The sequence below is a fragment of the Pseudomonas sp. SDO52101_S400 genome (genome assembly GCF_054071635.1).
The window spans coordinates 26,219-52,652 of the sequence record NZ_JBSVWF010000008.1; the positions used below are offsets into that span (position 1 = coordinate 26,219).

General features: G+C 59.5%; 27 protein-coding genes and 1 tRNA gene. 7 read left to right on the forward strand and 21 right to left on the reverse strand.

Annotation, left to right across the window (positions count from 1 at the left end; all coding sequences use genetic code 11):
- Positions 1-13: 13 nt before the first annotated feature.
- Positions 14-463: a YcgN family cysteine cluster protein gene (locus ACW9HX_RS05785; protein WP_025110643.1), complete on the reverse strand. Its 450-nt coding sequence runs from the start codon at positions 461-463 to the stop codon at positions 14-16.
- A 282-nt stretch (positions 464-745) separates the two neighbouring features.
- Between ACW9HX_RS05785 and ACW9HX_RS05790 the strand changes: the two genes are divergently transcribed.
- Complete coding sequence (locus ACW9HX_RS05790) at positions 746-1,339, forward strand: nitroreductase family protein (RefSeq protein ID WP_457379829.1); 594 nt, start codon at positions 746-748, stop codon at positions 1,337-1,339.
- 126 nt (positions 1,340-1,465) lie between these two features.
- Here the strand turns inward: ACW9HX_RS05790 and ACW9HX_RS05795 are convergent, their stop codons facing one another.
- The 4 genes from ACW9HX_RS05795 to ACW9HX_RS05810 all read right to left on the reverse strand — a co-directional run bounded on the left by ACW9HX_RS05795 (position 1,466) and on the right by ACW9HX_RS05810 (position 5,709).
- Positions 1,466-2,398 carry a D-2-hydroxyacid dehydrogenase gene (locus tag ACW9HX_RS05795; RefSeq protein WP_457379830.1) on the reverse strand — a complete coding sequence of 311 codons (933 nt, stop codon included), beginning with the start codon at positions 2,396-2,398 and terminating at the stop codon, positions 1,466-1,468.
- 106 nt (positions 2,399-2,504) lie between these two features.
- Positions 2,505-2,798, reverse strand: coding sequence for a YcgL domain-containing protein (locus ACW9HX_RS05800; RefSeq protein ID WP_249484981.1), 294 nt, complete (start codon positions 2,796-2,798; stop codon positions 2,505-2,507).
- Positions 2,795-3,928 (reverse strand): ribonuclease D, encoded by a 1,134-nt coding sequence (gene rnd, locus ACW9HX_RS05805; RefSeq protein ID WP_085710266.1) that lies wholly within the window; start codon positions 3,926-3,928, stop codon positions 2,795-2,797. The genes ACW9HX_RS05800 and rnd overlap by 4 nt, the downstream gene beginning before the upstream one ends.
- Positions 3,929-4,059: 131 nt before the next feature.
- Positions 4,060-5,709 carry a phosphoethanolamine transferase gene (locus tag ACW9HX_RS05810; protein WP_457379831.1) on the reverse strand — a complete coding sequence of 550 codons (1,650 nt, stop codon included), beginning with the start codon at positions 5,707-5,709 and terminating at the stop codon, positions 4,060-4,062.
- A gap of 307 nt (positions 5,710-6,016) precedes the next feature.
- On the opposite strand from ACW9HX_RS05810, the gene ACW9HX_RS05815 reads away from it, so the two are divergent.
- Together ACW9HX_RS05815 and ACW9HX_RS05820 are read left to right on the forward strand one after the other, a co-directional pair.
- Entirely contained in the window at positions 6,017-7,201 is a 1,185-nt protein-coding gene (locus tag ACW9HX_RS05815; RefSeq protein ID WP_457379832.1) for a cyanate transporter, read from the forward strand.
- A 211-nt stretch (positions 7,202-7,412) separates the two neighbouring features.
- Positions 7,413-8,348, forward strand: a complete 936-nt coding sequence (locus tag ACW9HX_RS05820) for a LysR substrate-binding domain-containing protein (protein ID WP_457379833.1) — start codon at positions 7,413-7,415, stop codon at positions 8,346-8,348.
- A gap of 3 nt (positions 8,349-8,351) precedes the next feature.
- Here ACW9HX_RS05820 and ACW9HX_RS05825 read toward each other — a convergent pair whose 3' ends face one another.
- From ACW9HX_RS05825 to ACW9HX_RS05855, 7 genes are all read right to left on the reverse strand, one after another.
- Complete coding sequence (locus ACW9HX_RS05825; RefSeq protein ID WP_457379834.1) at positions 8,352-8,717, reverse strand: 5-carboxymethyl-2-hydroxymuconate Delta-isomerase; 366 nt, start codon at positions 8,715-8,717, stop codon at positions 8,352-8,354.
- A 53-nt stretch (positions 8,718-8,770) separates the two neighbouring features.
- Positions 8,771-9,979: a low temperature requirement protein A gene (locus ACW9HX_RS05830; RefSeq protein WP_457379835.1), complete on the reverse strand. Its 1,209-nt coding sequence runs from the start codon at positions 9,977-9,979 to the stop codon at positions 8,771-8,773.
- A gap of 61 nt (positions 9,980-10,040) precedes the next feature.
- Complete coding sequence (locus tag ACW9HX_RS05835; RefSeq protein WP_457379836.1) at positions 10,041-10,961, reverse strand: LysR family transcriptional regulator; 921 nt, start codon at positions 10,959-10,961, stop codon at positions 10,041-10,043.
- A gap of 70 nt (positions 10,962-11,031) precedes the next feature.
- Complete coding sequence (locus ACW9HX_RS05840) at positions 11,032-13,140, reverse strand: DUF6311 domain-containing protein (RefSeq protein WP_457379932.1); 2,109 nt, start codon at positions 13,138-13,140, stop codon at positions 11,032-11,034.
- Entirely contained in the window at positions 13,137-13,523 is a 387-nt protein-coding gene (locus tag ACW9HX_RS05845) for a GtrA family protein (RefSeq protein WP_457379837.1), read from the reverse strand. Before ACW9HX_RS05845 ends, ACW9HX_RS05840 begins: the two co-directional genes overlap by 4 nt.
- Entirely contained in the window at positions 13,520-14,230 is a 711-nt protein-coding gene (locus tag ACW9HX_RS05850; protein WP_457379838.1) for a class I SAM-dependent methyltransferase, read from the reverse strand. Before ACW9HX_RS05850 ends, ACW9HX_RS05845 begins: the two co-directional genes overlap by 4 nt.
- 3 nt (positions 14,231-14,233) lie before the next feature.
- A complete protein-coding gene (locus ACW9HX_RS05855) occupies positions 14,234-15,202 on the reverse strand; it encodes a glycosyltransferase family 2 protein (protein ID WP_457379839.1) in 969 nt (322 codons plus the stop codon).
- Positions 15,203-15,481: 279 nt separating this feature from the next.
- On the opposite strand from ACW9HX_RS05855, the gene ACW9HX_RS05860 reads away from it, so the two are divergent.
- Positions 15,482-15,673, forward strand: a complete 192-nt coding sequence (locus ACW9HX_RS05860) for a YegP family protein (RefSeq protein ID WP_064383113.1) — start codon at positions 15,482-15,484, stop codon at positions 15,671-15,673.
- Positions 15,674-15,760: 87 nt separating this feature from the next.
- On the opposite strand, the gene ppk2 is transcribed toward ACW9HX_RS05860, so the two are convergent.
- From ppk2 to dapA, 6 genes are all read right to left on the reverse strand, one after another.
- Positions 15,761-16,585, reverse strand: a complete 825-nt coding sequence (ppk2, locus tag ACW9HX_RS05865; RefSeq protein WP_457379840.1) for a polyphosphate kinase 2 — start codon at positions 16,583-16,585, stop codon at positions 15,761-15,763.
- A gap of 200 nt (positions 16,586-16,785) precedes the next feature.
- A tRNA-Ser gene (locus ACW9HX_RS05870) sits at positions 16,786-16,875 on the reverse strand.
- A gap of 84 nt (positions 16,876-16,959) precedes the next feature.
- Positions 16,960-17,673, reverse strand: coding sequence for a phosphoribosylaminoimidazolesuccinocarboxamide synthase (gene purC / locus ACW9HX_RS05875; protein WP_007963288.1), 714 nt, complete (start codon positions 17,671-17,673; stop codon positions 16,960-16,962).
- Positions 17,674-17,701: 28 nt separating this feature from the next.
- Positions 17,702-18,460, reverse strand: a complete 759-nt coding sequence (locus tag ACW9HX_RS05880; RefSeq protein ID WP_457379841.1) for an MBL fold metallo-hydrolase — start codon at positions 18,458-18,460, stop codon at positions 17,702-17,704.
- Positions 18,461-18,464: 4 nt separating this feature from the next.
- Positions 18,465-19,580 carry an outer membrane protein assembly factor BamC gene (gene bamC / locus ACW9HX_RS05885; RefSeq protein ID WP_085730009.1) on the reverse strand — a complete coding sequence of 372 codons (1,116 nt, stop codon included), beginning with the start codon at positions 19,578-19,580 and terminating at the stop codon, positions 18,465-18,467.
- A gap of 17 nt (positions 19,581-19,597) precedes the next feature.
- Positions 19,598-20,476 (reverse strand): 4-hydroxy-tetrahydrodipicolinate synthase, encoded by an 879-nt coding sequence (gene dapA / locus ACW9HX_RS05890; protein WP_096819406.1) that lies wholly within the window; start codon positions 20,474-20,476, stop codon positions 19,598-19,600.
- 312 nt (positions 20,477-20,788) lie between these two features.
- Between dapA and ACW9HX_RS05895 the strand changes: the two genes are divergently transcribed.
- Positions 20,789-21,349 carry a glycine cleavage system protein R gene (locus ACW9HX_RS05895; protein ID WP_169429258.1) on the forward strand — a complete coding sequence of 187 codons (561 nt, stop codon included), beginning with the start codon at positions 20,789-20,791 and terminating at the stop codon, positions 21,347-21,349.
- Positions 21,350-21,359: 10 nt separating this feature from the next.
- Positions 21,360-21,833 carry a peroxiredoxin gene (locus tag ACW9HX_RS05900; RefSeq protein ID WP_096819409.1) on the forward strand — a complete coding sequence of 158 codons (474 nt, stop codon included), beginning with the start codon at positions 21,360-21,362 and terminating at the stop codon, positions 21,831-21,833.
- Between the two features lie 35 nt (positions 21,834-21,868).
- Here ACW9HX_RS05900 and ACW9HX_RS05905 read toward each other — a convergent pair whose 3' ends face one another.
- Positions 21,869-22,939: an AI-2E family transporter gene (locus ACW9HX_RS05905; protein ID WP_096819410.1), complete on the reverse strand. Its 1,071-nt coding sequence runs from the start codon at positions 22,937-22,939 to the stop codon at positions 21,869-21,871.
- Positions 22,940-22,971: 32 nt separating this feature from the next.
- Positions 22,972-23,211, reverse strand: coding sequence for a sulfurtransferase TusA family protein (locus ACW9HX_RS05910; RefSeq protein WP_457379842.1), 240 nt, complete (start codon positions 23,209-23,211; stop codon positions 22,972-22,974).
- 97 nt (positions 23,212-23,308) lie between these two features.
- Between ACW9HX_RS05910 and ACW9HX_RS05915 the strand changes: the two genes are divergently transcribed.
- Complete coding sequence (locus ACW9HX_RS05915) at positions 23,309-24,742, forward strand: M48 family metalloprotease (protein ID WP_249485002.1); 1,434 nt, start codon at positions 23,309-23,311, stop codon at positions 24,740-24,742.
- A 78-nt stretch (positions 24,743-24,820) separates the two neighbouring features.
- On the opposite strand, the gene ACW9HX_RS05920 is transcribed toward ACW9HX_RS05915, so the two are convergent.
- Positions 24,821-26,269 carry a DegQ family serine endoprotease gene (locus ACW9HX_RS05920; RefSeq protein WP_457379843.1) on the reverse strand — a complete coding sequence of 483 codons (1,449 nt, stop codon included), beginning with the start codon at positions 26,267-26,269 and terminating at the stop codon, positions 24,821-24,823.
- Positions 26,270-26,434: the final 165 nt, after the last annotated feature.

Sequence of the window (26,434 nt, forward strand, 5' to 3'; positions counted from 1 at the left end):
TGGATTCTCGCGCTTAGCCGGCCCGGAAAATCAGGTGATCTTCCCAATCGTCTTCCGGCACGCTGCCTTCGGCGAGCATGCGACCGGACTGGGAAATCCGTTCATGGTGCACCGCGTCACGATCACCGCAGACCAGGTGGTGCCACAACGGCAGGTCCTTGCCCTCGCTGACCAGTCGATAACCGCAGGTCGGCGGCAGCCATTTGAATTCTTCGGCCTGGCCCGGGGTGAGCTGGATGCAGTCCGGGACAAACTTGATGCGGTTCGGGTAATCGCTGCACTGGCAGGTTTTCAGGTCCAGCAGTTTGCAGGCGATGCGCGTGTAGTAGACGCTGTTGTCTTCTTCATCCTCGAGCTTCTGCAGGCAGCACAGGCCACATCCGTCGCACAGCGATTCCCATTCCTCGTGATCCAGTTGATCGAGGGTTTTGCGTATCCAGAACGGTTCGACTTTGGCGGCCATGGCTCAAGCATCAACATCAGGTGGTGAAAAGGCCGCCAGTCTAGTGCCCAAGACCCCGTGGGCCAAGCGCTGGCGACTGCCGGTTGTTCAGGGCTTGTCAGTTTTTGCGTGGCCAAGTAGCTTTGCCAGTCTCAAGAAGCCTTGGCTGGGTGCCATTAACGCTCGACCGCGTTGCATTCCGGTGAACTGCACGGCTTCAGATACAGCCCCCATCGTTCAGCCCAACTGATCCCGCCGGGTTTTGCTTCAAACCTATCCTCAAACGTAGCAAGGAATCTCTCGATGAGTGCCAACCCTCGCGTTGCCGAATACGCCATTCACCCGCAGTTCACCGATCGCTGGTCGCCCCGCGCCTTCACCGGCGAAGCGATTTCCGAGGAAACCCTGCTGAGCTTTTTCGAAGCAGCGCGCTGGGCGCCATCGGCGTACAACTCGCAGCCGTGGCGTTTTCTCTACGCCCGTCGCGACACGCCAAACTGGGAGCGTTACCTGGGCCTGCTCAACGAATTCAATCGCAGCTGGGCGCAGCACGCCTCGGCCCTGGTGATCGTGATTTCGAAAACCACCTTCACCGCACCGGGTGCAACCGAAGAATCCCCGGCGCTGTGGCACACCTTCGACACCGGTTCCGCCTGGGGCCATCTGGCGCTGCAAGCGAGCCTGAGCGGCTGGCACACCCACGGCATGGCCGGCTTCGATCAGGAGCTGACCCGCAAGGAGCTGAACATTCCGCAAGGTTATGCGCTGCATGCCGCCGTTGCGGTGGGCAAGCTGGGTGACAAGGCAACCTTGGCGGATTACCTGCAAGCGCGGGAAACACCGAGCCCGCGTCGTCCGCTGAGCGAACTGGCGGCTGAAGGCGACTTCACCCTTTAAGCCATGGCGCATAATGAAATGTGGGAGCGGGCTTGCTCGCGAAGAGGGCTTACCAGTCGACGTCTTGGCTGACTGATAAACCGCTTTCGCGAGCAAGCCCGCTCCCACATTTTTTACTGCGGTGAATCAGTAACCGCGTGCGAAATCCACTTCCCCACGCAACGCCTCTCCCGCCTGATACGCCCGCAAGTTATCCAGAAACAACTGCACCATCATCGGCGGCGATGTCGGGGCCGAACTGTGCCCGGTCAGCAGCAAGCCCCAAGCGGTCCAGAACGGATGACGTTGCGGCAGCGGTTCCTGACGGCAAACGTCGATCACCGCGCCCGCCAGGTGCCCTTCCTTCAATGCTTCGACCAGATCCGCATCGACGACGGCCACACCGCGCCCGGCGTTGATGAACAATCCGGTCGGCTTGAATTGCTTGAACAGCGCTGCGTCGTAGATGTCGTGGGTGTGCTCGGTGTTGGGCAGCAGATTGACCACGTAATCCACCTCGCCCACCAGCCGTGGCAGATCCGCCATCGATCCGACTTCGACAAACGGCGCCTGTTCGCGAGCGCTGCTGGCGATGCCGTACAACTCGACGCCGAACGGCAGCAGGAACTGCGCCACGCTCTGGCCGATGTCACCGGTGCCGACAATCAGCACCTTGCGCCCGACCAGACTCTGACCGGTGCGGTTGTCCCATTTGCGCTCGACCTGGCTGACCAGCCGGGCCAGCACTTCGCGCTCGTGACCGAGCATGTAGGTCAGCACGTACTCGGCCATCACCTGACCGAAAATGCCGACCGCCCGGGTCAAGCGGTAATCCCGGCGCAGGCCGTCAGCCAGCAGCGGCGTGATACCAGCCCAGGTCGATTGCAGCCATTGGGGCTGATGCCCCTGACGCAGCAGCGTCGCCAACAGATCCGGCTGCCCCAGCCACACCGGGCAATCGACCGCCTGGCGAGCCAGTTCGGCGGAGTCGCCGCTGGTCAGCACTTCAAGCTCCGGGGCTGCCTGACGCAACAGTCGGGCGTATACCGCGTGGTCGTGTTCAGCAATCAGAACGCGCATGTTCAAACCTTTCGCAAATCGTGCAGACGACCGCCCACTTCGTGGCGGTCGTCGCCGTAAAAACAGTTCCAGGGATTACAGGAGGCCCAGGACAGGGCCTCGCAGGTCAGACCGGGTCGTTGCGTCGCAGCAACTCTTCGGGCAGGTGTTCGATGTACTCGTCCTCGGCCGGCGGCATTTGCAGGTGGTAACCCTGCTTGTCGAGGTTTTCCAGCACAACGACGATGTCTTCGCTGGCCAGCTTGCGCTCGGGAGTCAGCACCAGGTCGAAGGAGTGCTTGGCCTTGCCGAACGCCAGCATCAAGGCTTCCGGCACACGCTCCAGCGCATCGCTCTTGAGCACGTAGAGGTACATGCCGCTGCGTTTCGAACTTTGGTAAATCGAGCAAATACGTTTCAAGGCTGTTCTCCGGCGGTGGCCAGGCTGTCGAGCAGCTTCTGGCCCATCAATTCGCGGCGCCAGCCACGCAGCGAATCAGGCAATTGGTAAGGCCCCTCGGGGAAGCCGCTTTTGACCAGCGCTTCGAGGGTTTTCTTGCGCAGCATCAGTTCCGGCGCGATGCCCAGGCGTTCAGCCTCGGCCTGGCCCAGGGCGCGCAGTTGCTTGATCAGCGCGGCGGCTTCGATCGGCAGCGGCTCCGGCACGGCTGGCGGCCATTGATCAGGCCCCACACTGCCAGAGCGCTTGATCAGATCAAGCAGAAACTCGCCGTCCTGACGCACGGTACGCGGGTGCATGTCTTCGATCTTGCCCAGCGCGCTGAGGTTGTCCGGTTGCGTGCGAGCCAGTGGCCACAGTGAATGCTCACGGACGATGCGGTTGCGCGGCAGATCGCGGGCACGGGCTTCGCGCTCACGCCAGGCGCACAGTTCGCGCAGCACGGCCAGTTGGGCGCGGGACAGTTTCCACGCCAGTTTGGCCTCGCGATACACCTCGTACGGGTCGGTCTCGCGGCGCAGGTTGGCGACCAGTTCAGCGCCGTCCTCCAGCACCCAGGCGTATTTGTCGTCAGACAGTTTCGGACGCAGTTGTACGAATACCTCCGCCAGATGCACGGCGTCTTCGGCGGCATAGCTGATTTGCGTGTCGGACAACGGACGCTGCAACCAGTCGGAACGGGTTTCGCCCTTCGGCAGTTCGATGCCGAGCACTTCCTGCACCAGACGCGAATAGCCCATCGAGAACCCGAGGTTCAGGTAGGCAGCGGCCAGTTGTGTATCGAACAGCGGCGCCGGCAGGCTGCCGGTCAGGCGCAGCAGGACTTCGAGGTCCTCGCTGCACGCGTGCAGGACCTTGAGCACCGCCGGGTTCTCCAGCAACGCAGCCAGCGGTTGCCAGGCGTCAATGGTCAGCGGGTCGATCAGATAGGCTCGTTTACCGTCGCCGACCTGCAACAGGCCGGCAATCGGGTAGAAGGTGTCGACCCGCATGAATTCGGTGTCGAGGGCAACGAAAGGCAGCTGCTGCCACTCGGCGCAAAACTGCGCGAGGCTATCGTTGTCGCGAATCCAGTGAATATCGATGGCCACACGGCTCTCCCTTCAAGAATGGCGCGCAGTATATATCGCCACCGGCGCTTTCCGCGCCTCCGCAGGGCAAGTGCTTTGATGAAATCTCCTGCTTGAGAGCAAGAATAGTCTTACAGAAAGATTCCGCAGACTCAGTCCTTGGCCAGCACCCCGTCAATGACCGCACCACGGCAGCCGGCGAACAGGTCCAGATCGTGCTGATAGACCTTGCTCTGCACTTCCAGCAAACCGAGCATCGAATGGAACAGATTGTCCTGGCTCAACGGTTTGTCGCGGCTCAATTGCAGGCAATGGGTGTCGACCGAGTAGGCCTTCTGATAGCTGTCGGAGAACCAGGCCAGCATCGCCACATGTTTCTGTTGCTCCGGCGCCAGCATGTACGGTGTGCCGTGCAGGAACAGGTTGTACTCGCCCAGCGACTCGCCGTGATCGGAGAGGTACAACATGGCGGTATCGACCTTGTCCTGATTGCTGCGCAAGACATCGATCAGGCTCGACAGCACATGGTCGGTGTACACCAGCGTGTTGTCGTAACCATTGACGATGCTTTCGCGGCTGCAATTGTTCAGCGCGTTGCTTTCACACACCGGCGTGAAGTGTTCGTATTCCTTGGGATAACGCTTGAAGTATTCCGGGCCGTGGCTGCCCATCTGGTGCAGGACCAACACGGTGTCCTTGTCCAGGTGTTCGATGAAGTTCTGCAACCCTTGCAGGAGGATTTCGTCGCGGCACTCGCTGTTGGCGCACAGCGCCGGATCTTTCAGGTTGCTGACATCCTGCAGGGTGACGCGATCGCAGGTGCCTTTGCAGCCCGACTGGTTGTCGCGCCAGATCACATCGATGCCGGCACGCTTGAGCACGTCCAGCAGCCCTTCTTCATTCTTCGCCTTGCTCGCGTCGTAATCCTTGCGGCCCATGTTTGAGAACATGCACGGCACCGACACGGCCGTTTCAGTGCCGCAGGAATGCACATCGGTGAACGCGATCAAACCGGCTTCCTTGTCCAGTTTCGGCGTTGTGTCACGGGCGTAACCGAGGATGCCGAAGTTCTCCGCCCGGGCACTTTCGCCCACCACCAGCACGGTCAGCGACTTGCGCGGACGGTTTTGCAGCGCAGGGCTGCGCTGGGCGTCTTCGCCGATCTTGATGAACGGTTGCTGGGCGGAAACCACTTGTTCACGCAAATAGCCGGCCGACGCGCCGATGTAATTGCTCGGCACCAGCATCAGGCGCAATTCATGGTGGTTGCGAAACAGCGAGGACAGGCCCTGATAGTTGGCCAGCGCCACACCGCCAATGACGGCGACCGATGCTGCACACACCACAACTTTGCTTAATAACTCTCGGTGCCAGCGACGATAGTTGACGGGCAACTTCCACAACAACCAGGACGGCAAGACACCCAGGAACACTATATAAGCGAACAACTTCAACGACAGTAGATCACGAACTTCCGTGGCATTGGTTTCAGCGAAGTTGCGAAACATGCCGGCGTCTATCATCACGCCATACTGGCTCATGAAATAAGCCACGCCGGCACTGATCAGAAACAGCGCCGTCAACACCGGTTTCAATACCCGGCGGAAGGTCAGAAACGTCAGTACGATGTTGTACGCCGCAAAGATCATCACCCCGAACGCAATGCGCATGGCGATGCCCTTGCCATCGGCAGTGGTGATCTCGAAGAGGTGTTCCCAGAGTACGAAATTGAATCCGGCCAAAAGAAAGGCGCTGGCAAACAACGTCACCCATTCCGGGCGCACGGCTTTTAACTTGAACATGATGAAGAGGCGATTTCCTGAAAAGAAGCGCCTTCGCCAATTGTGAAAATTTCATTGACTAAGGCGACAAAAACTCTACGCAGAAAACCATCAATATTTTGTGAAAAAGACGCCAACGATTAGTTGGCTCATGAAATAACCATGAAATCTGAAAAGGTGTCAGGCGTGATTCAGTAAAAATTACAGCTCGCACTGGCAGAGGGCTCGGAGGTGTATCGACTTTTTAAATACCCCTCGGGATTTTCTGATTTGCCGGCCCCCGCACCACACCCGCCTAATCGACAGCCTCTGATTCAAAGGTCTGAAGATGGAAAACGTTCGCGCCACTGCCCGCCCCGCTGTCTGGCTGATGCTCGGTATCGTCCTTGTCGCCCTTAATCTGCGCCCCTCAATGGCCGCCGTCGGGCCTTTGCTGTCGGCGATTCGCGGCGATATCCCGTTGAGTTTCAGCCTCGCCTCGCTGCTGACCATGCTGCCGGTGATGGCCATGGGGCTGGCGATGTTTTTCGGGATCGGCATCAGCCAGCGTCTGGGCGAGCGGCGCACGGTGGTGCTGTCGTTGCTGATCATCGGGCTGGCAACGCTGTCGCGGCTGTTTCTCGACTCGGCGGCGCAACTGATCGTCAGCGCCGTGCTTGCCGGGATCGGCATCGCGCTGATTCAGGCGTTGATGCCAGCACTGATCAAGTCGCGTTTTGCCGACAACGTGTCGCTGTGCATGGGTCTGTATGTCACCTCGATCATGGGCGGTGCCGCACTGGCCGCCTCCTTTGCGCCACGGGTGATGCTCTATACCGACAGTTGGCGGGCAGGTCTGGCGATCTGGGCAGTATTGGCGCTGCTCGCGCTGCTGTTCTGGTTGTTGCAAGGCAACGACACAGCGCCAGTCAAAGCCACCAAGGCAAAGAAAGAAACCTTCTTCACCCATTCCCGCGCCTGGCTACTCGCAATCTTCTTCGGTCTCGGGACAGCGTCCTACACCTGCGTACTGGCGTGGCTCGCGCCGTACTACGTGGAAAACGGCTGGAGTGAACAGAATGCCGGTCTGCTGTTGGGTTTTCTGACAGCCATGGAGGTGATTTCCGGCCTGGTGGTTCCCGCTATCGCCAATCGCAGCCGTGACCGACGCTTGGTGTTGGGTGCCCTGCTGGTGCTGATCATTGGCGGTTTCTGCGGCTTGATTCTCAGCCCGCAACATCTGAGCCTGCTTTGGCCGTGCCTGTTGGGTCTGGGGATTGGCGGGTTGTTCCCGATGAGCCTGATCGTCTCTCTCGACCACCTCGACAATCCGCAGCGAGCCGGCGGTCTGACGGCCTTCGTGCAAGGCATCGGCTATCTGATTGCAGGCCTTTCGCCGCTGCTGGCCGGGATGATCCGCGACCAACTGGGCAGCTTCGAATGGGCCTGGTGGTCACTGACGGCGGTGATGGGCGTGATGTTGCTGATCATGCTGCGCTTCGACCCTCGGCATTACGCCCGGCATTTTCGCTGATCGGCCGTTGTGCACGGACTCACCCCTCTAGCTAAAGGCTTCTGGCCATCTTTGCCAGGTTTGATTCGGCACGTCGTATTACTAAAACTTTCTGTCCCACAACTGTCCGTGAAAAATCCTACAGGGCTTTCTCCTGGCACCATCGTTCCGTTACGATCATGCGCACACGTTTGCGCGGATTCAGCGCAAGGAGCACAGCGAGACAGAACGGATGCTGAACAGTAACTTGCTTAGAAAGCTCGACATGCAGGATCTCATGGTGTTTGTGGCCGTGTATGAGCAAAGCAGCGTCACCGATGTGTCGGAGGCGCTGTTTGTCAGTCAGTCCACCGTCAGTTACTGCCTGAAAAAACTGCGTACCAGTTTCGAAGACGAATTGTTCGTCAACACCCGCACCGGCATGCGCCCGACCTACAAGGCCAGCAGCATGTATGGCCATGTACAGAAGATCCTCGAGAGCATCAACCTGTGCCACGCCGGCGCCCCGACCTTTGATCCGATGGCGCAACCGGTGACCTTCAACATCTGCGCACCGGAATACTTCGAGCAACTGATCCTGCCGCGACTGTTGAAGCGTTTCGACTTCGACGATCTGCCGGTGATGGTCAACATGCACAAGTTCGAAACCGACGTGCCGGCTGAAGAACTGCGCGATGGCAGCCTCGACCTGGTGGTCTGCTTCGGCCCCAATTTCCATCGCAGCCATACCGATCTGAAATCCCGGATGCTGCTGGAGGATGATCTGGTCTGCGTCTTCGACAAACGCGCAACGCCGCTGGAGCCGCGCCTCAGCCTGCAAGCTTTCACCGAACGCCGGCATGTGTTCCCGACGCCCTGGACATCCACCACCAACATGGTCGATGGCTGGCTGGCGCGTCAGGCGCAGAAGCGCCAGATTGTCGCCCGCTCCAACAGCTACAGCGCAGCCTTGAAGATGATCACCGGCACCGATTTCATCCTCACCCTGCCCCGGCGGATCCAGCGTTTGCTGACCAATGACGCGGTGTTCAATCACTGCGAAGCACCGAACGGCTTGCCGGGGTTCACCCTCGACATGCAGTGGAGCCACAACGTCGATCAGGATAGCGCCAACCTCTGGCTGCGCGAGCAGGTCATCAAGACCTGCGCAGAGCTGGAAGCGGCTTGATTCCTAAACGCCGATGGCTACTTTGCTGTAGGACTCGCGGTCGATATCGAGCAGTTCCACACTCAACTGCACTTCGACACCGGCCGGCCATTCGCACAGGTCCTGCAACACCGCCAGCAGGCTTTGCGAGAGTTGCTTCTTGATCTCCGGGGAACGACCGCTGAGCAGCGCCAGCCTCACTGCCACAAAGGCCCGCTCGCTCATGGCAGTGCCGACCTTGAAGGTTTCCACTTTGAGCGCACGGCTCTTGATATCGGCCTCTGCCATGAACTGACCGGAACCCACCAGGGTGTTGTTGAGCCGGATCAACGCCACATCGGCGTTCAGTTGCGGCAGGTTGGCGGTGTATTCCATGTGCAGGTGTGGCATCGGGGGACTCCAGTCATTCGGCAGAAAGGTCGTACATATAACACAGCACAGCCCTACTCTCCTGCGGCTTTTTCCGCCCCTGGAGCGGGTAACGCCCGACGCAGTGCCAGGGTTTCCCAGATCGCCACCAGCACCACGGCTGCCGTGGTCAACGCCCCCAGCGCCAACGCGGAAAACCAGTGATTCAATGCCAGCGGCAACAGCAGCGTGAGTGCAATCAGCCCGACCACATGCGACAGCGGTGGAAACGGTCGGTCAGCCATGACCCATTTGAACAGTGCATTACCGAGCAGGAACAACCAAGGTCCGGCAACGATCACGATGATGCCGGCGTCGCTGGCGTGATCCGGATGAACCAGCACCAGTTCGTCGGCCACTGCGCTGACGATCACGCCCGCGACGATCAGTACATGCAGATAGGTGTAGGCAATTCGCGCCTGACGCCCGGGGTCGGTGGAGTGGGCGATGCGATGATGCGCGCGCTCCGCACCGCTGTCGAAGTACACCCACCACATGGCGATGCTGCCCAGCACCGCCACCAGAAAGGCGAGCAATCCATCGCGGCCCGGCGTCAGCTCGGCGAAAGTGGCGCCGGTCACCAGCAACGATTCACCCAGCGCGATGATCACAAACAGCGCACAACGCTCGGCCATGTGGTTGCCTTCGACATTCCAGTCGCTCAGCGACGAGCGCCCCAGCCCCGGCACCCAGAAATACAGCGACGGCGAAATCAGTTCGATCAGCAGCGCCAGCCCCCAGCAGAACAGCCGCTGTTCGCCTTCGACAAACGCCCCGGCGATCCAGAACACCCCGGACAACGTCAGCCACGCGAGGATGCGCTGGAAGTTGCGCGTCATGTTCAATGACTCGCCGCGTACCGCCCAGATCGCGAACAGTGTGCGCCCGACCTGCATGAACACGAACGCAGCCGCGAACATCAGACCGCGCTCGGTGAATGCCTTGGGGATCGAGGAAGAGAGCAGCAAACCGGCGATCATCAGGCCGAACAACCCGAGGCGCACCGGCAGTTTTTCCGGGTCGAGCCAGTTGGTGATCCAGGACGTGAAGATCCATACCCACCACACCGCGACCATCAGCAGCGCCACGTGCACCGCGCCTTGAATCGACAAGTTCGCAAGCAACGTGTGGGACAGCTGAGTCACGGCAAACACGAACACCAGATCGAAAAACAGCTCGACCATGCCGACCTTGCCGCTGTCGAGACTGCCGCGCCCACGCAGCAAACCACGGGTAATGCTCATGGGAGGAGCTCCGCCGAGTTCAGGTGTACTCAGCAAAGCAGCCGGACAACGGGTCGGCAAGTCAGAACGGCGTGTGCGGTCGCTCACTCATGAACTGCTCCAGCCGCGAACGCAGCCAGCGCTCGGCCGGGTCGCTGTCGACATGGCTGAGCCAGACCATCGACAGGTCGAGCGTCGGGGTCTTGAACGGGAACGGTTCCTTGAACAGCAGGCCCGAGGCCGCCATGGCTTCGGCGGTGTAATCCGGCAGGCTGGCGATCAGGTCGGTGCCGGCCAGCAGCGCCGGCAACGAACTGTACTGCGGCACCGACAGCACCACCTGACGGGTGCGACCGATGTCCGCCAGCCACTCATCGGCGTAGCCACTGACATTGGCCGTATGGGAAACCAGCACATGGGGCCTTGCGCAATATTCATCGAGGGTCAGCGGTGTGGCGGACTTGTCGGCGCGCAGGATGCTCGGCTGGATATGCCGCAGCAATTTGCGTTTGGCGTTGGCCGGCAGACCACGGGTCTGGCTGATGCCAACAGTGATGTCGCCGGCGGCCAGCAGGTCGGGAATACGCCAGTAATCGACATGCTGGACCACGAACACCACGTTCGGTGCCTCCTGGCGCAAGGCGCGTAACAGCGGCGGCAGCAGACCGAATTCGACATCGTCCGACAGACCGATGCGAAAGGTCATGGTGCTGACGGCGGGATCGAAATCACGGGTCAGGCTCAGCGCCACCGACAACGAGTCCAGTGCGGGTTTCAGATGGCGATAGATGTCTTCGGCGCGGGCCGTCGGCTCCATGCGGTGACCGACGCGGATGAACAGCGGATCGTTGAGCATGGTGCGCAGGCGATTGAGCGCCGAACTGATGGTTGGCTGGCCGAGAAACAGTTTCTCGGCGACCCGGGTCACGTTGCGTTCGAGCATCAAGGTTTCGAACACCACCATCAGGTTGATGTCGGCCTTGCGAAGTTCATTGCGGTTCATCCATCGCCCCCCATCCCCAGATTGCGGGCAGTGTAGAAAGCCCCGTCGCTATCGTCTATGCGCCCATGGATCAGTTGACGGTCAGCGTCTTCAACCCCATGGCCAGTTGCCGGGGATCCTTGCTCATTCCCAGTTCTTGAGGGCTGATGGCGTCGGCGAACTGCAGCTGCAGCCGCAGCAGCCCCTCTTCCCTGATGCGTTGACGGATTACCGGGGTCAACGTCAATTCGAGTGTGTTGCCATCGGGTTTGTCCAGCGTGGTGCTCAATGCTTCCAGGCCATTGAGCTTGACCACAACCCCCTGCCGGGCATGGGACGGTGCGAGGAACGCGGTAGTCTCAAGCCGCAAGGAGCGAGCCGACTCCGGGATCCGGAACACGAGTTCAGCTTCAGGGCCACTGGACCAGACGCCCCAAGGTTCCGGCACCGACCAGCCACGCGCCAGAAACCCGTAGCCGGCAGCACCGAAGCCGAACGGCGTCTTCTGACCGGACGGTATTTCAGGAATCAGTTGTTGCGGTGCCTTTTCAACAGACGCTTGCAGACATTTGCCACACTGTTTCCAGCCTGGCGCCAGCACCGTGAAGCCGTCGATTCGGGTCAGCAGGTCGGTTCGGGAATCAATGCTCGTCACCGCTCGCAACAGCGCCTGGTCACTGAGCAAGTACAGCGAATCGGCCTCGTACTTTCCTGAATTCAACATTTCGGACGTATGCTCATCCAGGCGACGCCACTGATCGCTGCCGATTCGCCCGAGGTAAATCGCATCCGTCGACAACCCATGACGTGCCGCAAAAGCAGCGATATTGAACCATTGCGCAGAATAGTTTTGCGGGAAGATCCAGCGGACCTTTGGATAATGTGCAGCCGCACTTTGCCAGAACGGATCAACAAAAGGCGTGGCCCATTGAGCGGCCGGCTCCGCCATCAACTGCTTGCGCCCGACAGCCCATCCGCTACGCGTGTCGGTCACCTGAACCACGAGTGTCAACGCCAGGAGGCAACCTGCCGTGCGCACCTTGTTGGCTCGAATCACCAGAAAGAGGATGAGCAGAATGGTGGCATAGTAAACCGGCCAGAACATTCGCCCTGACGCCCGAAAAACACTGGCGATCGCGATGATTTTTTCCGGCAGCGGGTAGGAAAAGGTCAACGATCCCAGCGCAATGTTGTTGGAGACCGAGAACATCATCAGCCCGAACAAGGCGACCAGCAAAAATGCATACCGACGCAAACGCAGACCCAATCCGGTCTGCCCTTGCAGCCAGCCTGTCAGACCGCAAATGGCCAACAGCACGAGCCCGAGCCCCAGATAGTTGAAACCTTCCAGATCCCCCACCGCACTCGAGAGATCTTTCAGTACGTAGGACCAGCCATTGGCATTGAACAGGGTCAGGACATTGGCACGGTACATACCAAAACCATCGGCTGCCGTGTCAGATCCGCTTACTGAAAAATAACCGGCTTGCCAGCAACAGAAACTGACCAGAGCAAACAGCATAACCAGCTCGACCGCCGCGTTGCGCAGGGTCAATTTGCTTTTGAAGACACGGGCAGCAAGATCCGCCAGCCAGATAAGCGCCACCATCGCCAGCAAATAGGCGTGAATCAGCGCGGTACATCCCAGCAACGCACCCCAGGCCAGACGCCGGCGCTCATCTCCCGGGCGTAGCGCCAGGTACAGCGCCGCCAGGATCACGAAGTGCCCGGCCAGCGACAGATGCACCGGAATACGCATGATCATCGGCGGTGCAAACAGAAACAGCGCAGCGCCCAATGCGCGCAAGGTCACGTTTGGCGTGATCAGCCCCAACAGTTTCCAGGCGAACCAGGACTGCAGCATGAAACAGCCGAGAAACCATAGCCCGAAATACTGGAACGTTTCAGGCAACAGCCCGGCAAAAGGCTTGAAGAGGAGCGCCAACAACGGATTGGAGTCGGAGAAGATCAGGCCATTGCCCAACTCCAGCCCATAGGTCGGGTTCAGACCCAGCGGAAAGGTCCAGGGCGATTGGCGAAAGAACACCCACCCCAGGTAATGGGTTGCAGGATCCCCCTGCCCCAGCCAGGCAATGTTTTGCGGATTGAGCGCACGGGGCCCGACCACGATGAAAAAGGCCAGAATGCCGATGATCAACGGCAACAGAGTGACAGCCAGGCGCTTTGCCGAATCCTTCATCGATACGTCCAGAAGTTGTGCAGTACAAAAGTGAATGCCGGAATGGTCAACGCGACGGCCACGATGCCCAGCAGATAGTGCAGACCGGCCACCTGGGCAGCCCAGGCCACGAACATCGCCAACACGAATCCTCCCGCCGAGACCATCAGGAAGCGCAGCAGGGTCTTGCCATGCAACCTTGCGGAAAAACTCCAAGTGGTATTGATCACGTAGGACACCACCGTCGCCACGACAAATGCCACACCGTTGGCCAGCGGAGGTTGAGGGCTCACGAAGTTGATGAACAACACCGCCACCAGCGCATGCAGGGCCGTGACAAACAACCCTGTCACGGCAAAGCGCAAACCACGTTGGATCAGTGCGGACCGTTGCGTTGCCATCATGGTTTGCGCGCCAGCACGAAGACACTCAAGCCGGCGAGGCGGTTCATGCCCATCAAGGGCAGTTCGAGGCTGCACAGGGTTTTCAGCAGCGTATTGACCAGCGGGTGATGTTTTTTCAGTTGCGAACGAGGTGCCGAACCGCGTGGACCACCGGGCATCAGGCGCGACGCAACGGCAATCGGGAACACTGCTCCGAAATAGTAGGCGCCCCGCTCGACCGTCAATCCGGCCTTTTGGATCAGGGTTTCGAATTGCCCGAGGGTGTAACGGCGTTTGTGTTCGAGGAAGTCATCGTGCCCGCTCCACATGAACTGAAACGCCGGCACTGTCATCAGGAACCGACTGCCGGACGGCACTTTGTCGACGTAGGATTTGAGCAGCCCGAGATCATCATCGACGTGCTCCAGCACATCCATCAGCAGCACCAGATCAGCGTCCACGGTATCGATCGAGCGGCGGTAATACACCGGTTTGCCGGCGGTGGTGGCGCTGGAGTCGGCCGGATAGCTGATGTCCACGCACCACGCCTCACGCGCCGCCGTGTGGGTCAATAAATGATGGGAAAAGAACCCTGAACCGGCACCCACATCGAGAATCCGCTTGATGGGTGCTTCCCCCAGCAATCGGCGGGTCGCCGCTGCTTTGGAGCAGTAATACCAATGCTCGCCGATGCTGTCGCCGAGGATGTCGGTTTCCTTGAGATCCATGCTTCAGTCCTTGGATTCGTAAATGCGGCGCACCAGGAAAACCGGCCGGCGCTTCGCTTCGATATAAGTGCGGCCCAGGTATTCACCCAGCACGCCGATGCCGATCAATTGCAAGCCGCCGAGGAATGTCACGGCGACCATCAGCGATGCGTAGCCGGGCAAATCGACGCCGTGCATCAGCGTGCGGACCACGATGAACATGGCAAAAGCAAACGACACCAGGGACACCAGCGCCCCCAGGTACGTCCAGATCCGCAATGGCTCGGTGCTGAAACTGGTGATGCCTTCGAGCGCGAAATTCCACAGCCGCCAGCCATTGAACTTGCTGTGCCCCGCCGCCCGCTCCGGGCGCTCGTATTCGACCTGGGTGGTGCGAAACCCGACCCAGGCAAACAGGCCTTTCATGAAGCGCCGCGACTCCGGCAGCGTCAGCAGCGCGTCCACCACGCAGCGATCCATCAGCCGAAAATCGCCGACGTTTTCCGGCAATGTCTGATCGGCGATTTTGTTGTGCAGGCGGTAGAACCAACTGGCAGACGTCTGTTTTGCCCAGGAATCGCTGCGACGACTGAGGCGATGCCCCAGCACCACTTCATAACCTTCACGCCAACGCTCGATCATTTGCAGAATGACCTCGGGCGGATCCTGCAGATCGACATCGATCGGCACCACGATCTGCCCGGTGGCAATCTGCAAACCGGCGGAAAGCGCTGCCTCCTTGCCGAAGTTGCGGCTCAGATCGACGATACGGATGCGCGCATCGTTCTGTTGGCAGTGCAGCAGCCGTTCCAGCGTCGTATCGGTGCTGCCGTCGTTGACGAACACCAGTTCGAGGCGGATCTGTTCCTCTCGCTCGAACACCTGACGAATGCGCAGGAGAAAGCCGTCGAGGCTGTCCTCTTCATTGAATACGGGCACCACCAGCGACAAGGTCACCGGGCCCGCGTGTTGCGTTCCGTGCGAATGGGTCAATGGAGTGCTCTTTTCTTATAGTGTTTGTCGGTCGCCGAACGAAATTCGACGCCATGAGCCGCACCGTATTAAGCAGCACCACTGAAGGTCATGCAAGGGTGAAAAAAGGACGTACTCGCCAATCAAAAGGCCGATCCCGACGCTCTGCCCCGCATGTCGCAGAAACATTAGCCAACGATTGGAAACACATCCCCGATAGCCAAATGACAAGGCTCCGCTAGGCTTGCGACCATGCGCCAAACAGGTTGTCGCAATATCCCATCGCATGGAGCGAACTGAATGTATTTCGAGATTTACAGGCAATCCAAGGGCACCCCAAGCACCGGCAAGGGCCAATGGCGCTGGCGCCTGCGGGCGGGAAACCATGAGACGGTTGCCAGTGGAGAGTCGTATGTGAACAAGGCGGATTGTCTGCACGTGATCGAGTTGATCAAGGGTGTGCAGGGGGATACGCCGGTCAAGGAGATTTGAGGGCTGGCTGACAACCCTGCAGAAACGAAAAAGCCCCACGGATTTTCATCTGCGGGGCCTTTGCGATACTGACGCGGACACCTGTCTTCAGAATTTTTCGGGGATGTGCCGGAAGGGATAATCCGACTCCTTGTAGCCCCCGGGCTTCTGCCGCTTGGGTAACTCAACCTTCTCGCGCGAGACACTCTTGTACGGAATGCGGCTGAGGAGATCGGAGATGATGTTCAGGCGCGCTCGCCGTTTGTCGTTCGAATCGGCCACCAGCCATGGCGCATATTCGGTATCGGTTGCCTTGATCATGTCGTCACGCGCCCGCGAATAGTCATACCAGCGGCTGTACGACTTGAGATCCATGGGAGACAGTTTCCAGATCTTTCGACCGTCCTTGATACGTTCCTCCAGCCGGCGCGTCTGTTCTTCCTGACTGACGTTCAACCAGTACTTGAGCAGAATCACCCCGGAATCGACGATGGCATGCTCCACCAGAGGCACTGTCTTGAGAAATTTTTCGACCTGATCCTCGGTACAGAACCCCATCACCCGCTCGACACCGGCGCGGTTGTACCAACTGCGATCGAAGATCACCACCTCACCGGCTGCCGGCAGATAAGGCAGGTAACGCTGCAGATACATCTGGCTCTTCTCACGCTCGCTCGGGGCCGGTAATGCAACCACCCGAAAGACCCGCGGGCTGACCCGATCAGTGAGCGCCTTGATCGTCCCCCCCTTCCCCGCCCCGTCACGCCCCTCGAAAATCACACAAACCTTGATGCCCTCGGCCCTCACCCACTCCTGAAGTTTGACGAGTTCAACGTGCAGTCGACGCAACTCGGCCAGATAGTCTTTGCTCGACAGCTTCGGACGATCTGCGGGGGTGTCTTTTGGCGAGTCTTTCTTCTTTCCCTTTGCCATGACCGAACCTCATGCATTGAAGGGGGGACCGCCGGATGGCTGGCGGCCCAGGACCTGGAATGCAGGAGTTTAGTCAGTTAATGCGGAATGTGAGCGGCCTGGATACGTTGGAGCATTGCGCTCCGTACGTGGGTGCAGGGTTGCCTGATCAGAAACGAAAAAACCCCGTAGCTTCTCAGCTACGGGGCTTTTTCCATGTATGGCGGAGAGATAGGGATTCGAACCCTAGGTACCGGTGAAGGTACAACGGATTTCGAATCCGTCCCATTCGGCCACTCTGGCATCTCTCCAACGGCGCGCATCATAACAACACTTTCGTTGAATGGGAAACCCCTAAACGAAATTTTTTCCGTGCTATCAGATGCTTGCGTCGATTAAAGCGGTACGCCCAGACGGTTGGCGACTTCTTCGTAGGCTTCGATGACGTCACCGAGGCCCTGACGGAAGCGGTCCTTGTCCATCTTCTTCTTGGTGTCCTTGTCCCACAGACGGCAGCCGTCCGGGCTGAACTCGTCGCCCAGGACGATAGAGCCGTCGCTGAACACGCCGAATTCAAGCTTGAAGTCCACCAGCAGGAGGCCAGCGTCGTCGAACAGCTTGCTCAGGACTTCGTTGACCTTGAGCGACAGTTCTTTCATGCGCGCCAGTTGCTCGGCGGTGCCCCAGCCGAATGCCACGACGTGGGATTCGTTGATGAACGGGTCGCCCTTGGCGTCGTCCTTCAGGAACAGTTCGAAGGTGTAAGGGTTGAGCTTCATGCCCTCCTCGACGCCCAGGCGCTTGACCAGGCTGCCGGCGGCGTAGTTACGCACGACGCACTCGACCGGGATCATGTCCAGCTTCTTCACCAGGCATTCGTTGTCGCCCAGCAGCTTGTCGAATTGGGTCGGAATGCCGGCCGCTTCGAGCTTCTGCATGATGAAGGCGTTGAACTTGTTGTTCACCATGCCTTTGCGGTCGAGCTGCTCGATGCGCTTGCCGTCGAACGCCGAAGTGTCGTTGCGAAACAGCAGGATCAAGCGGTCAGCGTCGTCGGTCTTGTAAACCGATTTGGCTTTGCCGCGGTAGAGTTCTTCACGTTTTTCCATGATGGGCTCCGCTTGCTAAGTAGATGGGCTAGGCGATGTGGCGCCAGTCGAGCCCTGAATCTTGATCGGCCAGTTGCAGCCAGTCCGGGTCGCACCCGAGGGTGTCGACAAAACATTGCCGGGCCAGCTGCGGCAGGTTGTTCTTGCTGCTCAGATGGGCCAGGACCAGGTGTTGCAGGCCTTGCCAGCCCAACTCGGCCACCAGGAATGCCGCCTGATGGTTGTTCAAATGTCCCAGCTCGCCGCCCACCCGTTGCTTGAGAAAGTACGGGTAATGACCACGGGCCAGCATGTCGCGACAATGATTGGACTCGATCATCAACGCATCGAGGTCCCGATAACCGTCCAGCACCCGCTCGCAGTATGAACCCAGATCGGTCAACAGGCCGAAGCGCCGCTCACCGTCGCTGAACACATACTGGGTCGGCTCCTGCGCATCATGGGCCACGGCAATGACCCCGATGTTCAGTGCACCGATCTGCAGTTGCTCGCCGCCGGCCACGAAGCCTGCGGGTTCAATCGGTTTGCGCATCCCGCGCAGTGTGCCGCGACTGAGGTAGACCGGCAGATTGTAGCGCCGAGACAGCAAACCCACGCCATGCACGTGGTCGGCATGTTCGTGGGTCACGAGTATCGCGCTCAGTTGCGCCGGGTTCACACCCAGGCGCAACAGGCGTTTTTCGGTTTCCCGCAGGGAAAAACCACAATCCACCAGCACATACGTATCAGCACTGGCGATCAGCGTGCCGTTCCCTTGGCTACCGCTGCCGAGAACGGCAAAACGCATTGGATCAGCCCAGGTTGTCCTGAATCACGCTCAACACTTTGCGGGCCACATCGGCCGGGGCAACGGTGTTGATGTTTTTCTCGACGGTGACCTGAACGTTGTCGCCAACCTTGCTCAGGCGAACCTGATAACGCTCGGCACGGGCTTCAACTTCTTCCTTGGTCGGCGCACTGCCGAACAGGCTGCTGAAGAAACCAGGCTTCTCGTCTTTCTTCTCGGCCTTTTCGGCCAGGTTGATGTAGTACAGGCCCAGGCTGCGGTTGATGTCTTCAACGCGCCACTGACCTTGCTCCAGCGCACGACCGACGCTCGACCAGGCACGGTCCAGATCCGAACCGACGTTCAATACCGGGTTGCCGCTGCCGTCTTCGCTGAGGCTGACACGGCTAGGAGTATCAAAATCACGCGAAGCCAGCATCGACACCGAACCACCCTTCTCGGAAGTACGGCTCATGCTCGCGAGCATGTCGTCGACCAAGGCAGCGTCCAGACCAGTGTTGACCGAACGGTTGGTGAAATCGACATTGGCGGTGCTGCCCGCAGGACGCTCGGCGCTGACCACGTAGATTTCACTGGTATTGCGCTGCACGCCCGGCTCGATGCGTACCCGCACGCGGGTTTCGCTGTCGGCGGCGACGCCGGCGGCACTCAGGCGCTTGGCCATGGCGGCGGACAGTTCGTCGGAATGCTGCCAGGTGGTGGTGAATTCGCCGGTTTGCGGACGCTGTTCATCCAGACGGAAACCGTTGTCCTGGAAGAACTGCACAGCCACTGGCCAGACTTCGGCCGGTGGATGCTGGCCCATGACCCAGCGCGAATCACCGCTCTTCTGCAGCGAGTAGTCGCTGGCGTCAGCGATCGCCGACAGCGGTTGAGGACGCGGTACCACATATTCGCCGGTGGCGGTGTCGTCGGCTACGTTACGCGGGATCGGCAGCAGCGGATCCAGGCGCTTGGAGGTGCTGACACCTTCTGGCAGTTGCATCGGTGCAGTCTGTTTCGCTTCCAGGTAGTCGCTACCACGGTCACGGAAATAACCTTCCGGGCCCCAGATCCATCCGCAGCCACTGGTGCTGGAGATAATCAAGGCAAGTGCGGAAAGTCCGGCCATTCGCTTCATGCGTTGTACTTCCTCAATTAAACCAGGACGCTGCACTGGCGCAGGGCCGAGCGCAACGTTTCATGACAAGGAGCGCTCAGCCAGGTCAGCGGCAGGCGGATGCCTTCGTGCATCAGGCCCATTTCGACCAAAGCCCATTTCACCGGAATCGGGTTGGCTTCGATGAACAGGTCCTTGTGCAGCGGCATCAGTTTTTCGTTGATGGCCCGTGCGGTCTCGGCGTCGCCCTTGAGCGCGGCCTCGCACAGGTCGGCCATTTCGCGCGGAGCGACGTTGGCGGTGACGGAGATGTTGCCTTTGCCGCCCAGCAGGATCAGCTCGACGGCGGTCGGATCATCGCCGGACAGCACGATGAAGTCTTTGCTCACGCCGTCGAGGATAGCTTTGGCACGCTTCAGGTCGCCGGTGGCTTCCTTGATACCGATGATGTTCGGCACAGTGGACAGTCGGATCACGGTCTCGGCCTGCATGTCGCAGGAAGTGCGGCCAGGGACGTTGTAGAGGATCTGCGGGATGTCGACCGCTTCGGCAATGTGTTTGAAGTGCTGGTACAGGCCTTCCTGGGTCGGCTTGTTGTAGTACGGGACTACCAGCAGGCAGGCATCGGCGCCGGCCGCCTTGGCGTTGCGGGTCAGCTCGACGGCTTCACGGGTCGAATTGGCGCCGGTGCCGGCGATGACCGGAATGCGACCTGCCACCTGTTTGACCACGGCTTTGATGACGGCAATGTGTTCTTCTACATCAAGGGTTGCCGACTCGCCGGTTGTACCGACCGCGACAATGGCATGGGTGCCGTTCTTGAGATGGAAGTCCACGAGTTTGCTGAGGCTGTCCCAGTCTAGACGCCCTTGTGCATCCATGGGTGTGACCAGTGCCACCATACTGCCCGCAATCATGAAACCGCTCCTGCCGGAAAAAGAGAGCGGTAATGGTACTGGCGCCAAGATGCTTGCACAAGCGAAGTACTGCGCCGCCATTCCCCTTGGCGCCGCTTTTCGCTACCCTTCAGACTTTGATCGGTACTGATCAGCTTGTACGCCGGGTTCCAGCCCCCCGTTTCGGCCTCCCAGGCCCCGTTCCAGTGTCGCCGCCATACGCTTCATTATTAATGGAGCCGCAGCGATACACGAATCGGGCCTTCCGGACAGGTATGTCCCGGCACTCAAAGCCCTCACCCTACCGACCGCTCATCGCTTTAGGAATGCTGCATGTCCACCCCCACAGTTCGCGAACAATTCCTTGTCATCAGTGCCCTCGGCGCCAATCCCATGGAGCTGACCAACGTCCTGTGCCGCGCCAGCCATGAAAACCGCTGCGCGGTCGTCACTTCACGCCTGACCCGTCACGGCGAGTGCAGCGCGCTGATCCTCGAGATCTCCGGCAGCTGGGACGCCCTGGCGCGCCTGGAAGGCAGCCTGCCGGGGCTGGCCAAGAAGCATGCGTTCACCGTTAACGTCGTGCGCAGCGCCGCCCTTGAAAACCGTCCTCAGGCCCTGCCGTACGTGGCTTACGTGTCCTCGGCCTACCGCCCGGACATCATCAACGAACTGTGCCAGTTCTTCATGGATCACAACGTCGAGCTGGAAAACCTGACCTGCGACACCTATCAGGCTCCACAGACCGGCGGCACCATGCTCAACGCCACGTTCACCGTGACACTGCCGGCCGGCACTCAGATCAGTTGGCTGCGCGACCAGTTCCTGGACTTCGCCGATGCCATGAACCTGGACGCACTGATCGAACCGTGGCGCCCACAAAACCCAATGTAAGGAAGCTTTCATGGCCGTAGCTATCGATCAACCGGTTGCCGATTTCGAAGCGCCTGCCACCAGCGGGCAGACCGTCAGCCTGTCGGCCCTCAAGGGCAAGCAAGTGGTGATCTACTTCTATCCGAAGGACAGCACCCCGGGCTGCACCACCGAAGGTCAGGGTTTCCGTGATCAGTACGCGGCATTCAAGGCTGCCAACACGGAAATCTTCGGTATCTCCCGCGACAGCCTGAAGTCCCACGAGAACTTCAAGTGCAAGCAGGAGTTTCCGTTCGAGCTGATCAGCGACAAGGACGAAGCCGTCTGCCAGCTGTTCGACGTGATCAAGTTGAAAAAGCTCTACGGCAAGGAATATCTGGGCGTGGATCGCAGCACATTCCTGATCGACAAGAATGGCGTACTGCGCCAGGAATGGCGCGGCGTGAAGGTGCCGGGCCACGTGGATGCGGTGCTGGCCGCTGCTCAGGCGCTGAACAAGGCCTGATCCTTTCGGCGCCCTTGGGGGGCGCCGAATCGCTTTCAGAGCAGTGGCGCCACCACCGGCTCCTTGCGCGGCCAGGCATCAAGCACTGCCTTGAACAGCGTCGCCAGAGGAATCGCGAAGAACACACCCCAGAAGCCCCACAACCCGCCGAACAACAGCACCGCGCAGATGATCGCCACCGGGTGCAGATTGACCGCTTCGGAAAACAGCAACGGCACCAGCACGTTGCCATCCAGGGTCTGGATGATCCCGTAGACCGCCATCAGATAGATGAATTGATCGCTCCAGCCCCACTGAAACAGTGCAATCAGCATCACCGGCACAGTCACCACCACCGCCCCGACATACGGTACCACCACCGAAACGCCCACCAGCAACGCCAGCAGCGCCGCGTAGTTCAGCCCGAGGGCGACGAAGGCGATGTAGGTCACCCCGCCACAGATCACGATCTCGATGACCTTGCCGCGAATGTAGTTGGCGATCTGCCGGTTCATTTCCTCGGCAACCCGGGTGATCAGGGCCCGCTCGCGTGGCAAATAGCCGCGCACCCACTCGCCGATCATCACCCGATCCTTGAGGAAGAAGAACACCAGGATCGGCACCAGGACCAGGTAGATCATGATGTTCACCAGCAGTGGCAGGCTCGACAGCGAGAATGTCAGTGCCCACTGGCCGAACTTTCCGATCTCGCCACGCGCCGCTTCAATGGCTTGCAACACCTGCTCGTCTGACACCAGATGCGGATAGCGCTCCGGCAGCAGCAACAGCAGCGATTGCCACTTGGCAAGCATGCCCGGTAGCTCGTTGAACAGGGTGATCAATTGATGCCAGAGCAGCGGCAGTACAACGACGATGAACAGCATCAGCACACCCATGAACAGCGCAAACACCAGACCCACCGCTGCGCCACCGGGCATTCGCAGGCGCTCCAAGGTGACCACCAGCCCCTGCATCAGGTACGCCAGCACCATCCCCGCCAGCACGGGCGCGAGCATTCCACCGAGGGTAAGCACGGCGGTGAAGGCGAGAAACAACAGCACTGCCAGCACCACGGCTTCCTCATCGGAAAAGTAGCGCTGAATCCAGTCGCGTAACACTTTGAACATCAATAATCCTTAGGTCTTTTACGCTGTCGATTTCAGGCTTTTTTCAACCAGTATCGGTAGACGCCCGACTCGTCTTCTTCGTGCAGCAGCGTATGACCGGCCAACCGGGCAAAGGTGCGAAAGTCGCGTTGTGAGCCGGCATCAGTGGCGATCACCTTGAGTACCGCGCCGCTGGGCAGCTTGTTCAATTCCATCTTGGCCTTGAGCAACGGCAACGGGCAATTCAGGCCGCTGGCGTCCAGTTCACAGTCATGGGCTACAGCGTCGGTCATGCGTTACTCCGGATCAGGTGGTCAGACTGCCTAGAATATCTGGTCGCAAGCCCGGTGTCCGGCTACAGTAAGGTCTTTGTCGACTAAGGCTTTGTGCATGACATTTTTGCGCCCTACCCTGCTGACGCTCGCTTGCCTGCTCGCCTCACCGGGCTTCGCCGACGACCTGCCGTCACTCGGTGACGCCAGCTCTGCCATCGTCTCGCCACAACAGGAATACCAACTGGGCCGCGCCTGGCTGGCGCTGCTGCGCAGTCAGGTTTCACAGCTCAACGATCCACAACTCAAGGACTACGTCGAATCCAGCGTCTATAAACTGGTGGAAACCAGCCAGGTCAACGACCGACGCCTGGAATTCATCCTGATCAACAGCCCGCAGCTCAACGCCTTCGCGGCACCGGGCGGAATTGTCGGGGTCAACGGCGGCCTGTTCCTCAATGCCCAGACCGAAGGCGAATATGCCTCGGTACTGGCTCACGAACTGGCTCACTTGTCCCAGCGCCACTTTGCTCGTGGTGTCGAGGCTTCGCAGCGGATGCAGGTGCCGATGATGGCCGCGCTGCTGGCCGGGATCGTCATTGCGGCCGCCGGTGGCGGCGAGGCCGGGATCGCGACCATCGCCGGCACCCAGGCCGCAGCGATCCAGTCGCAACGGACCTTCTCGCGTCAGAACGAACAGGAAGCGGACCGCATCGGTATCCTCAACCTGGAGAAGGCCGGTTACGACCCGCGCTCCATGCCGACCATGTTCGAGCGCTTGATGCGCCAATACCGCTACGACGCCAAGCCGCCGGAATTCCTGCTGACTCACCCGGTGACCGAGTCGCGGATCGCCGACACCCGCAACCGTGCCGAACAAGCCAAGCCCGGCGGCATTGAAGACAGCATGCGCTATCAACTGATCCGCGCACGGGTGCAACTGATCTATGAGGAAACCCCTGGATTGGGCGCCAAGCGCTTCCGGGCACAGCTTGATGAGAACCCGAAAAACGACGTAGCCCGTTACGGCCTGGCGATCGCCCAGATCAAGGGCGGCCAGTTGAATGAGGCGCGGGAAAACCTGAAACAACTGCTGGAGAAATCGCCGAACGAGATTATCTACAACCTCGCGCAAGTCGATCTGGATATCACCAACAATCGTCTTGCGGAGGCGCAGTCGCGTGTCGACCGCATGCTGACACAGTATCCGGGCAACTACCCGTTGAACCAGGTGCGAGTCGATCTGTTACTGAAGCAGAACCGTACCGCTGATGCGGAAAAAGCCCTGGAAGGCTTGTTGAAATCACGCCCGAACGATCCGGACGTCTGGTATCAAGTGGCTGAAACGCGCGGCCTGTCAGGCAATATCATCGGCCTGCATCAAGCTCGAGCCGAGTACTTCGCGCTGGTTGGTGACTATCGCCAGGCCATCCAGCAACTGGACTTCGCCAAACGCAAGGCCGGCAGCAACTTCCCGCTATCGTCGCGCATCGATGCACGTCAACGCGAGCTGATGGAGCAGGAACGGATGATCAAGGACATGATGGGATAAGCCTGACCCGAGGCAAATGCCGGACACAAAAAAACCGCCTCTTTCGAGGCGGTTTCTTTTTACTCAACCGCTATTGAATCATTCAGCCAGCTTGAACGTGATGAAGCTGGCACGACCCTGACGCAGAACCCGCATCGACACGGAGCGATTCTTCGGCAGCGCCTTGGCGATCTCGGAGAACTCCTTGGCCGAACCAATGGCCTGGTTGTTCAGGTGAGTGATGATATCGCCTGGCTGCAGGCCGATCAGGGCAGCAGGACCGTCCTGCACTTCCTTGATCACCACGCCACCCTTGAGGTCGTAGGTTTTCTTCTGCTCGGCAGACAGTTCAGCGACCGAAACACCCAGGCGATTGCTGTTGGTTTCGACACCGGATTTCGGCAGGGCATCCAGCTCCTTGTCTTCGTCAGGAATCGCGCCGACGGTCAGCTCGACATTCTTGCGCTTGCCTTCACGAATCACTTCCAGATTGGCCTTGGCGCCAGCCTTCAGCGCGCCGACCAGATGAGGAAGATCAGCAGACATGACGATCGGTTGACCGTTCATGCTCAGGATCACGTCGCCCACTTGCAGGCCGCCCTTGGCTGCAGGACCGTCATCCTGGATCTGCGCCACCAGCGCACCGGCCGGTTTTTCCAGACCGAACGACTCGGCCAGATCCTTGTTCACTTCCTGAATGACCACACCCAGCCAGCCGCGGCTGACTTTGCCACCACTTTTCAGCTGGTTGGATACGTCCATGGCAACGTCGATCGGGATGGCGAACGAAACACCCATGAAGCCACCGGAGCGGGTGTAGATTTGCGAGTTGATCCCCACCACTTCACCGTTCAGATTGAACAGCGGACCACCGGAGTTGCCCGGGTTGATCGGCACGTCGGTCTGAATGAACGGCACATAGTTTTCGTTTGGCAGGCTGCGGCCAACGGCGCTGACGATGCCTTGGGTCACCGTGTGATCGAAGCCAAACGGTGAGCCGATCGCCACGACCCACTGACCGGCCTTCAGATCCTGGGACTTGCCGAGTTTCAGTACCGGCAGATCCTTGCCTTCGATCTTCAGCAGAGCCACGTCGGAGCGCGGGTCGGTGCCGATCAGCTTGGCTTTCATTTCACTACGATCGGCCAGACGTACGAGAATTTCGTCAGCATCGGCAATCACGTGGTTGTTGGTCAGGATGTAGCCATCCGGCGAAATGATGAAGCCCGAACCCAACGATTGCGCCTCACGCTGGCGATCACCCCGCGGAGAACGCTGTTGCGGCGGCATGCCACGTTCGAAGAACTCGCGCAGCATCGGCGGCAAGCCTTCCAGATCAGGCATCTGCTGGTTCACTTTGCGATCCGGCAGCTTTTGCGTAGTACTGATGTTCACCACCGCAGGTGAGGCCTGTTCGACCAGTTGGGTGAAATCCGGCAGATTGGCCGGACTGGCCGCTTCAGCCGCATTAGCTGCAGGTACAGCCTGACCGAGCACCAGCACGGCGGTGATGATGGAGAGATAAGACTTCAAGCTTGGTATCGACATACAGCTCCCGTTACGACGAGCAGGGTTAAGCGATATGGAGCAAGGAACACCGGAAACCACAGGCCGGCATTTTTGTTCCGGGAACAACAAACAAGGCCAGAGCCGAGAGGCTCTGACCTATAAAAAATTTTCGGGTTATTTGCAAATGAAAATGCTCAGCAAACA

What these genes read in the sequence shown, in the direction of transcription:
- ACW9HX_RS05820 (WP_457379833.1), top strand. Translation starts at nt 7,413, where the DNA reads ATGCTGAACAGTAACTTGCTTAGAAAGCTCGACATGCAGGATCTCATG.
- ACW9HX_RS05900 (WP_096819409.1), top strand. Translation starts at nt 21,360, where the DNA reads ATGGCCGTAGCTATCGATCAACCGGTTGCCGATTTCGAAGCGCCTGCC.
- ACW9HX_RS05835 (WP_457379836.1), bottom strand. Translation starts at nt 10,961, where the DNA reads ATGAACCGCAATGAACTTCGCAAGGCCGACATCAACCTGATGGTGGTG.
- dapA (WP_096819406.1), bottom strand. Translation starts at nt 20,476, where the DNA reads ATGATTGCGGGCAGTATGGTGGCACTGGTCACACCCATGGATGCACAA.
- ACW9HX_RS05850 (WP_457379838.1), bottom strand. Translation starts at nt 14,230, where the DNA reads ATGGATCTCAAGGAAACCGACATCCTCGGCGACAGCATCGGCGAGCAT.
- ACW9HX_RS05860 (WP_064383113.1), top strand. Translation starts at nt 15,482, where the DNA reads ATGTATTTCGAGATTTACAGGCAATCCAAGGGCACCCCAAGCACCGGC.
- ACW9HX_RS05810 (WP_457379831.1), bottom strand. Translation starts at nt 5,709, where the DNA reads ATGTTCAAGTTAAAAGCCGTGCGCCCGGAATGGGTGACGTTGTTTGCC.
- ACW9HX_RS05845 (WP_457379837.1), bottom strand. Translation starts at nt 13,523, where the DNA reads ATGATGGCAACGCAACGGTCCGCACTGATCCAACGTGGTTTGCGCTTT.
- ACW9HX_RS05905 (WP_096819410.1), bottom strand. Translation starts at nt 22,939, where the DNA reads ATGTTCAAAGTGTTACGCGACTGGATTCAGCGCTACTTTTCCGATGAG.
- ACW9HX_RS05880 (WP_457379841.1), bottom strand. Translation starts at nt 18,460, where the DNA reads ATGCGTTTTGCCGTTCTCGGCAGCGGTAGCCAAGGGAACGGCACGCTG.
- ACW9HX_RS05830 (WP_457379835.1), bottom strand. Translation starts at nt 9,979, where the DNA reads ATGAGCATTACCCGTGGTTTGCTGCGTGGGCGCGGCAGTCTCGACAGC.
- ppk2 (WP_457379840.1), bottom strand. Translation starts at nt 16,585, where the DNA reads ATGGCAAAGGGAAAGAAGAAAGACTCGCCAAAAGACACCCCCGCAGAT.
- ACW9HX_RS05895 (WP_169429258.1), top strand. Translation starts at nt 20,789, where the DNA reads ATGTCCACCCCCACAGTTCGCGAACAATTCCTTGTCATCAGTGCCCTC.
- ACW9HX_RS05910 (WP_457379842.1), bottom strand. Translation starts at nt 23,211, where the DNA reads ATGACCGACGCTGTAGCCCATGACTGTGAACTGGACGCCAGCGGCCTG.
- ACW9HX_RS05840 (WP_457379932.1), bottom strand. Translation starts at nt 13,140, where the DNA reads ATGAAGGATTCGGCAAAGCGCCTGGCTGTCACTCTGTTGCCGTTGATC.
- ACW9HX_RS05815 (WP_457379832.1), top strand. Translation starts at nt 6,017, where the DNA reads ATGGAAAACGTTCGCGCCACTGCCCGCCCCGCTGTCTGGCTGATGCTC.
- bamC (WP_085730009.1), bottom strand. Translation starts at nt 19,580, where the DNA reads ATGAAGCGAATGGCCGGACTTTCCGCACTTGCCTTGATTATCTCCAGC.
- purC (WP_007963288.1), bottom strand. Translation starts at nt 17,673, where the DNA reads ATGGAAAAACGTGAAGAACTCTACCGCGGCAAAGCCAAATCGGTTTAC.
- ACW9HX_RS05915 (WP_249485002.1), top strand. Translation starts at nt 23,309, where the DNA reads ATGACATTTTTGCGCCCTACCCTGCTGACGCTCGCTTGCCTGCTCGCC.
- ACW9HX_RS05790 (WP_457379829.1), top strand. Translation starts at nt 746, where the DNA reads ATGAGTGCCAACCCTCGCGTTGCCGAATACGCCATTCACCCGCAGTTC.
- ACW9HX_RS05795 (WP_457379830.1), bottom strand. Translation starts at nt 2,398, where the DNA reads ATGCGCGTTCTGATTGCTGAACACGACCACGCGGTATACGCCCGACTG.
- ACW9HX_RS05825 (WP_457379834.1), bottom strand. Translation starts at nt 8,717, where the DNA reads ATGCCACACCTGCACATGGAATACACCGCCAACCTGCCGCAACTGAAC.
- ACW9HX_RS05920 (WP_457379843.1), bottom strand. Translation starts at nt 26,269, where the DNA reads ATGTCGATACCAAGCTTGAAGTCTTATCTCTCCATCATCACCGCCGTG.
- ACW9HX_RS05785 (WP_025110643.1), bottom strand. Translation starts at nt 463, where the DNA reads ATGGCCGCCAAAGTCGAACCGTTCTGGATACGCAAAACCCTCGATCAA.